Annotated in this window: 13 protein-coding genes; 1 reads left to right on the top strand and 12 read right to left on the bottom strand. The window is 58.0% G+C overall.

Going from position 1 to position 13,206, the window contains the following annotated elements; all coding sequences use genetic code 11:
* Positions 1-7 precede the first annotated feature (7 nt).
* From ACR0IY_RS14000 to ybgC, 10 genes are all read right to left on the bottom strand, one after another.
* Positions 8-679 (bottom strand): hypothetical protein, encoded by a 672-nt coding sequence (locus tag ACR0IY_RS14000; protein ID WP_480674284.1) that lies wholly within the window; start codon positions 677-679, stop codon positions 8-10.
* A 140-nt stretch (positions 680-819) separates the two neighbouring features.
* A complete protein-coding gene (gene ftsH, locus ACR0IY_RS13995; RefSeq protein ID WP_480674282.1) occupies positions 820-2,736 on the bottom strand; it encodes an ATP-dependent zinc metalloprotease FtsH in 1,917 nt (638 codons plus the stop codon).
* A gap of 76 nt (positions 2,737-2,812) precedes the next feature.
* Positions 2,813-4,072: a tRNA lysidine(34) synthetase TilS gene (gene tilS / locus ACR0IY_RS13990; RefSeq protein WP_480674280.1), complete on the bottom strand. Its 1,260-nt coding sequence runs from the start codon at positions 4,070-4,072 to the stop codon at positions 2,813-2,815.
* Positions 4,063-4,887: a tol-pal system protein YbgF gene (gene ybgF, locus ACR0IY_RS13985; protein WP_480674278.1), complete on the bottom strand. Its 825-nt coding sequence runs from the start codon at positions 4,885-4,887 to the stop codon at positions 4,063-4,065. Before ybgF ends, tilS begins: the two co-directional genes overlap by 10 nt.
* Before the next feature lie 4 nt (positions 4,888-4,891).
* Entirely contained in the window at positions 4,892-5,401 is a 510-nt protein-coding gene (pal, locus tag ACR0IY_RS13980) for a peptidoglycan-associated lipoprotein Pal (RefSeq protein WP_480674276.1), read from the bottom strand.
* Between the two features lie 88 nt (positions 5,402-5,489).
* A complete protein-coding gene (gene tolB / locus ACR0IY_RS13975) occupies positions 5,490-6,809 on the bottom strand; it encodes a Tol-Pal system beta propeller repeat protein TolB (protein ID WP_480674274.1) in 1,320 nt (439 codons plus the stop codon).
* Positions 6,806-7,900 (bottom strand): energy transducer TonB, encoded by a 1,095-nt coding sequence (locus tag ACR0IY_RS13970; protein ID WP_480674272.1) that lies wholly within the window; start codon positions 7,898-7,900, stop codon positions 6,806-6,808. The genes tolB and ACR0IY_RS13970 overlap by 4 nt, the downstream gene beginning before the upstream one ends.
* 9 nt (positions 7,901-7,909) lie before the next feature.
* On the bottom strand, positions 7,910-8,386 hold the full coding sequence (tolR, locus tag ACR0IY_RS13965) for a protein TolR (protein WP_480674271.1): 477 nt from the start codon (positions 8,384-8,386) through the stop codon (positions 7,910-7,912).
* A 1-nt stretch (position 8,387) separates the two neighbouring features.
* Positions 8,388-9,083 (bottom strand): protein TolQ, encoded by a 696-nt coding sequence (gene tolQ, locus ACR0IY_RS13960; RefSeq protein WP_480674269.1) that lies wholly within the window; start codon positions 9,081-9,083, stop codon positions 8,388-8,390.
* 110 nt (positions 9,084-9,193) lie between these two features.
* Positions 9,194-9,601 (bottom strand): tol-pal system-associated acyl-CoA thioesterase, encoded by a 408-nt coding sequence (gene ybgC, locus ACR0IY_RS13955; RefSeq protein WP_480674267.1) that lies wholly within the window; start codon positions 9,599-9,601, stop codon positions 9,194-9,196.
* Between the two features lie 187 nt (positions 9,602-9,788).
* Between ybgC and ACR0IY_RS13950 the strand changes: the two genes are divergently transcribed.
* Positions 9,789-11,495: a SulP family inorganic anion transporter gene (locus ACR0IY_RS13950; protein ID WP_480674265.1), complete on the top strand. Its 1,707-nt coding sequence runs from the start codon at positions 9,789-9,791 to the stop codon at positions 11,493-11,495.
* A gap of 3 nt (positions 11,496-11,498) precedes the next feature.
* Here ACR0IY_RS13950 and ACR0IY_RS13945 read toward each other — a convergent pair whose 3' ends face one another.
* Positions 11,499-12,122, bottom strand: coding sequence for a hypothetical protein (locus ACR0IY_RS13945; protein WP_480674263.1), 624 nt, complete (start codon positions 12,120-12,122; stop codon positions 11,499-11,501).
* A 63-nt stretch (positions 12,123-12,185) separates the two neighbouring features.
* The gene (gene ruvB / locus ACR0IY_RS13940) at positions 12,186-13,205 is read right to left on the bottom strand and encodes a Holliday junction branch migration DNA helicase RuvB (RefSeq protein ID WP_480674261.1); all 1,020 of its coding nucleotides are present in this window, start codon (positions 13,203-13,205) and stop codon (positions 12,186-12,188) included.
* Between the last annotated feature and the right edge of the window lies 1 nt (position 13,206).

Here is a 13,206-nt window from a genome sequence, read left to right as displayed (position 1 = left end):
GCTAGATTTAAGTTGCGGCAATCGCTGTGTTGCGGCGTTCGTACAAGCACACGGCCAAGATTGCCACGACGACAAATCCAAGTTCCATGACTTCTTCCGTCACCGACAAACCGAAATCCACCGATGGTGGGAGCTCGATTCCAAATGGAGCAAGTTTGCGACCTGCACCATCAATCATCTTTGACGTGCCAGCTAACCCCACGGCCAGAACGGTCGCCCAGGCCCAGGCGACACCTTGCCGCAATCCCGATAATACATCGCGCCAATTGCGTCTGACCAGTCGAACAACCACAACCAGGATCAATATGATAACGGCCAGGCCAATCAGCTTTTCCTCAATCGGGGCATCCCCGCTGTAGAGCCGCGCTTTCAGGATTCCCTGACTGAGGAATCTCTTGTCGAAATCAAGCTCTCGTGCGCTGAACAGCAAAAAGAGCACCGGCACGTGCCACCTGTGCATCAAGGATTGCACTGGTGCCAGCCAAACAAAGGTGATGGCGGCAAAAACCCACAAAACAGCAGACGCGATTTCCACCGCACCACTTTCTGTTTTCAGTTCGTTCAGATCCTCAGCAAACAACAATGTGTAAATTACACTGATCACCGCGACGAGTGCCGCAATCCAGAACGGGACAAAGTCAAACCCGGTTGATCTGCCTGCTAGTCGAGTTTCGCTCACCTGCTCTACCTATCTCATGTATCTTTGGCGGTTTCGTAACAGCAGTTGGAATACAAGCCAACTCAATTCAAGCCCATAACATGTGGCAAGGCCGGGGTATTCCCCCGGCCCTGCTTTATGTCCAAATCTTTAGAACAACGTTAGCCTGTTGGCTCAGGCTCCATCCCACCTTCGGGCGGAGACTTCTTGACCTTGGTCTTCGGAATGGCCGTCACGCTGGGTGCGTTGCCTTCATCTGGCTTGTCACCTTCGTCGTCACCTTCGCTGGGCGAGTCGCCATTCATCACGCGCTTGATCTCGTCCCCGGTTAGGGTTTCATATTCCAGAAGTCCCTGCGCCAGACGCTCCCATTCCTCGTTCTGATCTGTCAGAATCTGATGCGCGCGCTCATAGCCTTGCTGAATCAGGCGCTTGACCTCTTCCTCGATCAGTTCCTTCGTGTGGGCCGAAACCGAGAAGCCTGCGGTGTTACCCTGATAGCCTTCGTGCGCTTCAGCATAGTCGATATTGCCGACCTTGTCGGACATGCCCCAGCGCATCACCATGGCACGCGCCAACTGGCTGGCCTGCATGATGTCACCGGCCGGACCGTTCGACACATGATCTTCACCGTATTTGATGACTTCAGCCGCCTTGCCCGCCATTGTCATGGCCAGCTTTTGCTCGCACTCATCGCGGTGATAGTTCAGCTGGTCCATCTCAGGCAGGCTGACAACCATACCCAGCGCACCACCGCGTGGAATAATCGTGGCCTTGTAGACAGGATCGCACAGCGGCAACGTCATGCCGACAACCGCATGGCCGGCCTCGTGATAGGCGGTCTTTTCCTTCTGGTCCTGCGTCAGCACCATCGAGCGCCGCTCAGCCCCCATCATCACCTTGTCCTTGGCGTTCTCAAAGTCCTCCATGGTGACAAAGCGACGGCCTACACGTGCCGCCATCAGCGCGGCTTCGTTCACAAGGTTCGCCAGATCAGCACCCGAAAAGCCCGGCGTACCACGCGCAATGATGCGCAGATCGACGTCAGGGCCCAAAGGTGTCTTGCGTGCGTGCACGCCCAGAATCTTCTCACGGCCTTTGATGTCAGGGTTGCCGACAGTCACGTTGCGGTCAAACCGGCCCGGACGGAGCAGTGCAGGGTCCAAAACGTCTTTCCGGTTGGTCGCAGCCAGAATGATCACACCTTCGTTGGCCTCAAACCCGTCCATCTCAACCAGCAACTGGTTGAGCGTCTGTTCACGTTCGTCATTACCGCCGCCGTAACCGGCACCACGATGGCGGCCCACGGCATCGATCTCGTCGATGAAGACGATACACGGCGCGTTTTTCTTGGCCTGCTCGAACATGTCACGAACACGAGATGCACCGACACCCACGAACATCTCAACGAAGTCCGAACCCGAGATAGTGAAGAACGGCACGCCCGCCTCACCCGCAATCGCGCGGGCCAGCAGCGTCTTACCAGTGCCCGGAGGGCCAACCAAAAGCGCGCCTTTCGGAATCTTGCCGCCCAAACGGCTGAATTTCTGCGGGTTGCGCAGGAATTCCACGATCTCTTCCAGCTCTTCCTTGGCTTCGTCGATGCCCGCGACGTCGTCAAATGTCACGCGACCGTGCTTTTCGGTCAGCATCTTGGCCTTGGACTTGCCAAAGCCCATCGCGCCGCCTTTACCGCCGCCCTGCATCCGGTTCATGAAATAGACCCAGACGCCGATCAGCAGCAGGAACGGCAGCAAGGTGATCAGGAACGACTGGAACCCGGATTGCTGCTGCTTCACCGCCTGAACGGGGATGTTTTCATCAATCAGCAGTTTGGTGACCTCGGCATCGCCGGGCTTGATGGTCACAAGGTTTGCCCCGCTTTGCGTGGTATAGCGAATCTGCTCACCATCCAGCGTGACATTCTTGACCTCACCGCTTTCCACGGCGCTGACAAAATCGGAATAGGTTCTTTCGTTGTTCTGAAGCGTTCCACCCTGTCCACTGAAGAAGTTGAACAGTGCAAGGATCAGCAAAAACAGAACGACCCAGAAGGCGATGTTACGAGCGTTGCCCAAGAAAAATCTCCCAAAAGATTTCGGCAGATGGGGGTCTGCCGGGTTGTCCTATAAAATAGAGATGATTCAAGCAGGTTCAATGCGATAAAAACGAAGAGTGAAACTCGGGGCATTGCGGGGCAAAATCAGCCACCCACCCATTGGAATAATCAACGAGTGGTGCAGAACACAGGTGATCCCCGACCCAAACCGCAGGCGAAGACAACAATGCCTGACGCGGTTTTCCCAATGCGCGCCAATCCGGGACCTGCGGCAAGCCGACCTCTCCCAACGCGCGCACCTCGGCACCCGGAGTTTCGGGCCCTGACAAAATCCAGCGGTTATCCCAAACCTTTTGCGGCGTGGCGGTTTCCGATGCCACTGCGTTTAGTTCCCTGCAAAACCACGTTTTATCGCCATTTGGGATCATCTGACAACCAGCCAGGGTCAGGCTGCGGCTTTCCTGGATGGCCGTCACGGCCTGATCCACCGCAGGCCCGCGCGGCGGATATCCCTGCCCGGCAATCCAGGCAATAACCCCGACAACCAGACGCCTTTTGATTTCTGTTGGAAGCAGTTCAAATCCGCTGCGGTTGATGCAGACATCCCCACGGTCAACAGCCGCTACTTTACGCGCGGATTCTTGCGTGAAACAAGCCAGCGCCTCACGCGCTTGTGCAAGATTTTCAGCCACTCGGGCCAGAGATTGTGCAGAAATCCCCAGTATATCGAGACCGGTAAGCGCCTCGCGTGCCTTGATACGGTCAAATCGGGTGTCCTGATTCGACGGATCCTCGACCCAGCTTTCGCCGATTTCTGACAGATATTCCCGCAGGGTATTCCGGGTGATCCCTAACATCGGGCGCATCAATGTCACTCCGTTGCGATCCCGCGCGTATGGCATGCCAGACAAGCCGGTTACCCCTGCCGACCGGCCCAGCCGCATCAACAGGGTTTCGGCCTGATCATCCGCTGTATGGCCCAGTGCAATCGCCGAAATACCATTGCGCCGCGCCCAGTCGGTCAACAGGCGATACCGCGCCTGACGGGCCTGATCCTGAAGGTTTCCCGAACCGTCCCAGCCCTGCCACACCAGAGTTTCATGCGGAATACCCAGAGCCATAGCCTGCTCCGCCACGCGGGCGGCCTCAGCTTCGGCTTCGGGGCGCAAACCGTGGTTTACGGTTGCCGCGTACAATTCGATTTGTTCAGCCTGCGCGATGACATGCAGCAGATACATCAGCGCGATGGAATCCCCGCCCCCTGAGACAGCAATCCCAAGACGCGGCGGCAACTTTTCAGGCAACCGCGCGCGTAGTTCTGACCGAAGTGTTCCGTTGGTCGGGGTCAAGAACACCCCAAAGATGCCATTTCCTGTGTGGCCGCAGACACAGTATCCGAGGCAGGAAAACGTACTCCGACCTCGGACAAGGTGATGCAAGCCTGATCGGTCTGCCCCAGACGTCCAAGTGCCGCACCCAGTTCAAATAAGGCCTCCGGCGCAAATGCACCTTCGGAATCGCCTGTGAAGCTGGCCAGAAATGCCCGGGCGGCTTCACGCGTGTCGCCCAACCCTTCCAGCGCCTGACCGCGTTTCAGATTGGCCTCGGGCGCAAGGGGGCTGCCGGGATAGGATGTGTCGAACTGCGCGAACTGATCAGCGGCGGCCTGGAAATTGCCTTCTGCCAGAGCCTGTGCGGCGGCATCAAAATCGGCCCTCTCTCCGACCGCCAATTCACCCTGTTCAGATGTGGAAGGAGCGTTTGTCGTTGAGGGGGCCGCTGCAGCAATCTCTGAATCGCCCCCCAATGTCGAGGTTTCACCCAACGTGCTTAGATCACCGCCTTCCAGTTCGACGAGGCGGAACTCGAGGTCTCCGATACGATTGGTGCCGTCGGTTACGATATTTTGTACGCGCTGATTCAACTGTTCGGTCTGACGTGTCAGGCGCTGCAACTCGGCCTCAATGGCATCTACGCGCTCCTGGACCGAGCTGCCGGACAGATTCGGCGCCGGAGAACCAGTTGTTGAAAACTCACGCTTAAGGCGCTGAATTTCCACATGCAGCACGGTCAGCTCCTGCCGGATATCCGCCAGAGTCTGCTGATCCTGCGCTTGCGCCACACCAGCAGTCGCAATGACCGCGGCCAGAAGCCATCCTGCAATTCTCATTGTCTTACCCCAAGGTTGAACCGGTCAGCACCGTCACCGCCCGACGGTTCTTGGAATAGCATTCCTCGGTGCTGCAAATCTCGATCGGGCGTTCTTTGCCGTAGCTGACAGTCGTCAGGCGGTTCCCGGCGACACCACGGGAAATCAGGTACTCACGCGCAGCATTCGCCCGCTTGGCACCCAGCCCGAGGTTATATTCGCGCGTGCCCTGCTCATCCGCGTGACCTTCGATGGTGGCGACGTAATCCGGGTTCGCCAGCAACCACTCGGCCTGGCCCTGCAGAATTGACTGCGCTTGCGGCGTCAGTGTTGCCTGATCGACAGAGAACAGCACGCGATCCCCGATGGTCTGCTGGAAATATGCTGGTGAGCGTGGATCGCTGGGCGACCCCGGCGCGATAGCACCGTTTGCGCCACTGCCAAACCCGCCGCCCAGAGCCGACGGATCATTGCTGGTACAGGCGGCCATAACACTCAGCGCGCCCAAAGCTATCACTTTGCCCAATACGTTCATTTCAAGTGCCTCATGGTTTTATCGGTTTATTGCCGTCTCTGTAGCACAGTGCAGGTTTTTTGTGAACTTTTCCAACCCTCTGCCCCGATCAATTCTGCAAGGGGCCCCAGGATGGGTCACTGCCACCATCCGGTGTCCGGACCGGACGCAGGTTGCGGCCCGAGATATCCACCGAATAGAGCGAGGCCCGGCCACTTGCGCCCTGCGTTTCACGAGTAAACATAATCACCCGCCCATTGGGCGACCATGTCGGGCCTTCGTCCAGAAAGGACGAGGTCAGCAGGCGTTCCTCGCTGCCATCTGTGCGCATGACACCGATGTGAAACCGGCCTTTGTTCTGTTTGGTAAATGCGATCAAATCACCGCGCGGAGACCAGACCGGCGTGCCATATCGGCCCTGACCAAAGCTGATACGCGTCGCCTCGCCCCCATTCGCGGGCATGATGTACAACTGCGGCGTACCCGAGCGGTCGCTTTCGAACACAATCTGCGATCCGTCCGGGGAATAGCTGGGTGCAGTTTCAATCGCGGGCGTGTTGGTCAGCCGAACGCTTTGCCCCGAGGCCAGATCCATCTTCCACAGATCCGTATTACCGCCCTGAATCAGCGAATACACGATTGACCGCCCGTCCGGTGAGAAGCGCGGCGAAAAGCTCATGGTGCCGCCTTGGGTGTTCAATTCGGTACGTTTTACGCGGTCGACGTCTAGAACATAGATACGCGGCTGGCCGGTTTCATAGCTGGTATACAACAACCGGTCACCGGTCGGCGAAAAACGCGGGGCCAGAACGATTGCCGCACTGTCGGTCAGATACTGCACGTTCGCGCCATCATAATCCATAATCGCCAAACGCTTCAGCCGCTGATCCTTGGGGCCGCTTTCCGAGACAAAGGCAACGCGGCTGTCAAAATAGGCGCCTTCGCCGGTGATCCGGCTGTAGACCTGATCAGCCACCTTATGCGCCATTCGCCGCCAACCGTCGGTGGTGCCCGCAAATTGCAGACCATTGCCCAATTCCTGACCAGAGAATACATCCCACACCCGGAACCGGACCGTCAGACGATTGCCTGAAACATTCACGGCCCCGGTGACAAGCGCCTCGGCATTGATGGCCTTCCAGTCCGCGAACTGCACCGGAGCGTCGAAACTGCTGACCCGGCTGATGAACGCGTCCGACGAGATTTCGCGGAAAAGCCCCGTACCCGTCAGGTCCGCCGCAACGACCCGAGAGATATCGTTGGCATACTGCGTTGCCGCCGGCCCATCGGGGACGAAATTCGGCACCGCGAAGGGCAAGGGTTCGATGATGCCCTGATCCAGTTCCAGACGCAGCGGTCCGCTCTGGGCATAAACTGGCGCGGCCAAAATCGTCAAGCCAAGCAACAGACTGGTCAGAAATCTCATCATTTGATCCGCATCCTCTCGGGATTGAATGTAATTTCAATATCCTGCCACTGAGCATATTTGTCAGCAGGCAGGTCGTATCCTTTGGCACCACAGCGTAAAATTGCCCGTCTTGCAGCCTCATAGGCTTGTTTTGCGGCACTTGCAGATCCGCCGGAGCTGTCAATCATGCGCAGACTACCCCCAACAACCTTACCGTCTGGAGTCAGCGAGAATCCCACGACCACAACAGTTTGCAGCGCATCCGTGGACAACGACCCAACATTCCAACATTGCGACACGGCCAGACGCATTGCATCTTTTTCACCGCTCGTCAGTGGCGGGCCGGACGGTTCACTGCTTTCACGCAAGGCTTCTGCCAAGGCGTCCTCAACCGCACTTTCATCGACTTGGTTCAACGGCGTTGATTCCTCAGTCTCAGCCACCTCGGGCTGCGCAGGTGGCGTAGGTCGGTTTGGCCGAACTTGAGGCCGCGGCGATGTGCGCGGTGCGTTTTCTTTTGTTTCTTCAGCTTCGGTCACGATCTCATCCGTGGCCTCTTCCGGAGCCGTCTGATCCTGCTGATCCTGCTGCACCTCGGACCCTTCATCCAGCGAAACGGCCGGGGACTCCACCTCATCCGGCTTGGCCTCTGGTGGAGGAGGCGCGATCGGTTCCGGTGCGACCTTATCGGCCGGGCGCGGTTGTGCCTCGGGGCCCGGAGGGACCGGCAGCACTTCGGTCACCGGTTCGGGTTGATCCAGCGTCGGGGGTTCTTCGACAACCTCGGGTTCAGGCGGGGCTTCGACTGGTTCCGGTATAAGATCAGGTTCAGGTTCCGATGGCGTAACAATTTCGGGCGGGGTAATTTCTTCTTCGAGTGTTTCGGGCGGAGCCACTTCCTCTTCCGGTGCGTCGGGTTGCTGCAACGCGGTGGGGGTCGGCACCTCGGGGGCATCACGCTGCGCGGTCATCGCTGCAAACTGTTCAGCCGACACCACCGACACCTCCTGCACGGCCATAGGCAGAGGTTCGGACCGGAAGGTTCCGCCGAAAAAGGCCCATCCAATCAAAGTGACGTGGGCAATCGCCGAGATCTTGGTGCCGGTATCCACCGCGCGGCCTCACTCTCCACCTTCATCCAGCGTCGGCCCGCCGCTGTCAGTCACAAGGCCTACATTGGAAAATCCACCCGCGTTCAACGCGCCCATCACCTGCATAACTTGCGCATAGGGAATCGCACCATCAGCGCGCAAGAACACCCGGTCACTGCTGCGTTCCGCCGCGATCGCACGCAACTTGCCAATCAACTCTTCGCGCAGAACATCAGTGGTCTGGATCTGCACACGGCCATCGGCAGTCAGGGTCACGGTCAGGGGTTCTTCATTGTCGCCGGGCAAGGCACTCGCCGCCGTCTTGGGCAGGTCTACCGGCACTCCTACGGTCAACAAAGGGGCCGCCACCATGAAAATGATCAAGAGCACCAGCATGACGTCCACGAACGGCGTCACATTGATCTCGGCCATCGGTTGCGCGCGACCGCGACGCCGCCCGCGCCTGCGTCCATTGTCGTTTGACGATTGCTGTACCGCCGCGCCCATATCAGCCGTCCAACTGCCGCGACAGGATGGTGGCGAATTCGTCGGCAAAAGCCTCGTACCCACCCACGATCCGATCGCTGTCGGCGCTGAGTTTGTTGTAGAAAATCACCGCCGGGATCGCGGCCAACAGGCCTAGACCGGTAGCCAACAGCGCCTCGGCGATACCTGGGGCCACAACGGCGAGGTTGGTGTTCTGCTGCTCCGCAATCTCAATAAAGGCGTTCATGATGCCCCAGACGGTGCCGAACAGTCCGATAAACGGCGCGGTCGATCCCACCGTTGCCAGAATGGGCAGACCCTTTTGCAGCGTCTCGGCCTCTTTCGCGATGGCCACATCCATCGACCGGTCAATCCGCGCCGTTGCCCCGGCGATCAATCCGCCGTCGGTGCGATGCGAGCGTCGCCATTCAATCATGCCCGAAGCAAAAATCTTTTCCGAACTGCCATCGGGCTGCGTTCCGATCTGTTCGAACAACTCATCCAGAGGATTCCCCGACCAGAAACTTTCATCGAACACCTGCGCCTCACGCCGCGCGGCACGGTAATTGATCAGTTTCTGAATGATGATCGCCCACGACCAGATCGATGCGCCAACCAGCATCAGCATCACAAGTTTGACGATAAAAGTTGCACGGGCGTAAAGCCCCCACATGGAGAAGTCGATCTCCTGCGCCAGCGCCAGCGTTTCAGCTTCCATGAACCTGCTCTTTGTTTTTGCCTGACGGCCGTTCGATTGGCCTTGTTTTGCCAAACGCTAACTCAGTTGGCCCTGAAAAGCCAACAGAACCACCCCTGCGCCGCATTTTGTTACAGCAATGCGCGAATCTCTGCCGGAAGGCGTACTGGCTTGCCCTGTGCATTCATGCAGACCGCAGTGACCGTGGCGCGGAAAACCTCGGTCTCACCCCGCTTGACCAACTGCCCCATGGTCAACCTGACACCCGAGCGCGACAGGAACTGGGTTTCAATGGTCAGCTCGTCCTCGAACTTCGCCGGTGCCAGATAATCCGCTTCGATACGCCGTATGACCCAGACAATACCGTCATCGCGCATCGCATTCTGATCATTGCCCAGACGACGCACATAGTCGGACCGGGCACGTTCGATAAATTTCAGGTAATTCGCGTGATAGACCACTCCGCCCATGTCAGTGTCTTCGTAATAGACCCGCACCGAATAGGTGTGCGTTTGTTGCTCGGCTTTCTGTTCGGTCATCAGCAGTAGTCCAATCAATACCGGCGAATTCTTTTAGCGTGGCGCAGGTTATGCCTTTCACAGTTGCAGGTATGCACGCAATCCCCGAACGACCACAAAATTCGTACAACCGGAAACCCGATATCGAAATTCACCAAATTGCCGACTAGTCTTCTTGAATAGAGGATTGAATTCAAAGGATGATCGAATGGCCCCGCCTGACCATCAAAAGGGCAAATTCACGTTCCCCGTCCTGCAGGGCATCCTGCCGATCAACCGCTCGGCGCTGCCAACTGAAATCGTCGCCGGTTTGACTTTTGCCTGCCTCGCGATCCCCGAGGTCATGGGCTACACCAAAATCGCCGGTACGCCGGTAATCACCGGGCTATACACAATACTCATCCCCATGGCGCTGTTCGCCCTATTCGGGTCATCCCGCCATCTTGTGGTCGGGGCAGATTCGGCGACGGCAGCGATTACGGCCTCGGCACTGGCAGGCATGACCGTGTCAGGGTCGTCCGAATACATGGCGCTGGCCTCGCTACTGGCGCTGATGGCCGCGATCCTTCTGATCGCTGCGCGTCTGATCGGCCTTGGTTTCTTGGCGGATTTCCTGTCTCGGACAGTGCTGGTCGGATTTTTGACCGGCGTCGGCATACAAGTGGCCACAGGTGAAATTCCCGGCATGCTTGGGATTGATGCCTCTGGTCACGGCACCATTGCCAAATTGCAGGACGTTGCACAGCATGTCGGTCAGGCGCACTGGCCGACAATTACCGTATCTCTGGCAGTATTGGCGGTCGTCATCGGATGCGCACGGCTGTCGCGCAAAATACCGGGCCCTCTAATCGCCATTCTCGGGGTCATCTATTGCAGCTGGGCCTTTCAACTCAGTTCATCCGGCATTGCTGTTTTAGGGGAAGTTCCCGGCGGCTTACCTGCTTTGTCCATTCCAAGCGTGGACTGGAGCTGGCCCCTGTTCAAGCAGTTGCTTCCCACCGCTTTGTCGATCTTTGTCGTAATCCTTGCACAGAGCGCGGCAACGTCGCGGGCCTATGCAGCCAGATATGAAGACAGGTTCAGCGAGAACACAGATCTTGTGGGTTTAGGTCTGGCCAATCTGGGAGCCGCATTCTCAGGAACGTTCGTGGTCAACGGCAGCCCGACCAAGACGGAAATGGTCGCCAGCGCCGGAGGTCGCAGCCAGATCGCGCAGCTGACAACGGTTGCAATTGTTCTGGCCGTCATCCTGTTCCTGACCCGCCCCCTAGCCTATTTGCCGAACGCAGCGCTTTCGGCAGTGGTATTTCTGATCGGAGTGAAGCTGATCGACCTGAAAGGTCTGACGGCCATCTACCGACAGGCCCGCTCGGAATTCTGGATCGCCGTCTCTACTGCCGCCGTGGTCGTTTTGGTCGGTGTCGAGCAGGGGATCATATTTGCCATGATCCTTTCTCTGATCGACCACACACGCAGGGGATATCGCCCCAAAAACGCTGTGATCGTCAAAAACATCGAAGGCGGTTGGCAAACCAGTCCCGCAAACTCTTCGGACCAATTCATTCCCGGCCTGGTGATCTATCGCTTTTCCCACAGCCTCTACTATGCCAACGCTCAGCGCCTGTCTGACGAAGTCTCAGCGATCATCGCAGACTCCGATCCAAAGCCGCGCTGGTTCTGTATCGAAACCTCTGCGATCGACGACGTAGACTTCACCGCCGGCTATACGCTTCGCAATATCCACGAGCTGCTGCATTCAAAGAACATTCGTTTGGTCTTTCTGCTGACAGACCCGAGGGTCCGTGCGGAGCTGGATCGATACGGGGTCACTAATCTGGTGGGGCCCGACGCCTATTTTGAGACCGGTCATGAGTTGATCAAAGCATTTCAGGGCCGGGGTGAGCCGGCCCATTGAGCCTTATTGCAGCGGCTGTAATCGGGCGAACAAACGAAGCGCATGCGACGCGTCCTGCGTCGCGCCGGGCAGAACCGGATCGTAGGCGGCGCGGATCAGGTCGGCGATGTCGGGCCGCAAGATCGTTGTGTCGCCCGCCACAGCCAACGGCGATTGTGTTCGAAATGCAGTGTCGGACCAAAGCAATACAGTCTGTACCACTTGGCTGAGCGCCAATGTCTCAGCCGGAACCTTCGAAAGTTCCTTATCCATTTTCAGAAAGACAAAAGCCGCCTGAATCGTGCCGTCTTTTTCGAACCGAAAAATCCGGTACTGGTTGGCATCCGCTTTGACCAGACGCTCCACCAGCGGCGGCAAGTCAGGTAACAACCGATCCAGATCGGGCACCTCCAGCAGCTCTTGCCATTCGCGGAAAAAGAAGACCATGCAGTTTGCACCAAGCTCAGGGTCTGTCTCGGCCATTTTGTGACCTGCTAATGTCACGACGGCCTCGAACGCGCCCTTAACCGTGGCCAGCGTCTCGTCCTCTACGCCAAACACGATCGGAACAATAGGTCGCCCCCAGCGGGCAAACAGGAATTCCCCACTTTCGCGTGTAAACAGCGCCTCGATGTCTTCCGGTGTCACGCCCAGCCCTTCATCTTTTAAAAATTTCTCGCGTCGACGGCATAAAATCAAAGATACCCGGCTTCAACCGAACAAATCGTTCTGCCCCCGGGGCGCGGCCATTCCCAGGTGCGTCCACGCCTTTTGGGCCAGCATCCGGCCGCGCGGCGTCCGTTGGATCAAACCCTGCTGCAGCAAATAAGGCTCAATCACTTCTTCCAGTGAATCCCGACTTTCAGACAAAGCGGCGGATAAGGTCTCGATCCCTACAGGTCCACCGGCGTAATTCTCGGCGATCAGTTTCAGATACCGCCGATCCGCGCCATCCAACCCAAGGTTATCCACCCCCAACCGCGTCAGCGCACCATCAGCCAGATCGCGGGTAATCCGTCCGTCACCCTCGACAATAGCAAAATCCACCACCCGCCGCAGCAGCCGCCCAGCGATCCGCGGTGTTCCGCGGGACCGTCGCGCAATCTCTCGCGCGCCCTCATCATCCGCAGGCGCACCCAGCTTGCGCGCGTTACGGGTGACGATCTCGTGCAACTCATCCACCGTGTAGAATTGCAGCCGAGTTGGGATGCCAAACCGGTCACGCAAAGGCGTGGTCAGCAACCCCATCCGCGTGGTCGCTCCAACCAGAGTGAAGGGCTGCAATTCGATCCGAACAGTACGCGCGGCGGGGCCTTCGCCGATCACCAGATCCAGCTCAAAATCCTCCATCGCGGGGTACAGCACCTCTTCGACCGCGGGATTCAAACGGTGGATTTCGTCGATAAACAGAACGTCCCGCGATTCCAGATTGGTCAGGATCGCCGCCAGATCACCCGCCTTGGCCAACACCGGGCCGGATGTCATGCGGAAATTCACCCCCAACTCACGCGCCATGATCTGCGCCAGCGTTGTCTTTCCCAACCCCGGTGGGCCGTGGAACAGCGTGTGATCCATCGCCTCACCCCGTTGGCGGGCAGATTGGATGAAGATGCGCAGATTGGCCCGCGCCTCGGCCTGGCCGATGAATTCATCCAGCCCCTGCGGTCGCAAGGCTCGATCATTGTCCTCTGGCAACGGCTCAGGGCGCACAGTGGGATCAGCGTCTACCATT

The organism is Ruegeria sp. BC1 (assembly GCF_056539305.1).
This window is presented reverse-complemented; position numbering and strand designations above follow the sequence as displayed.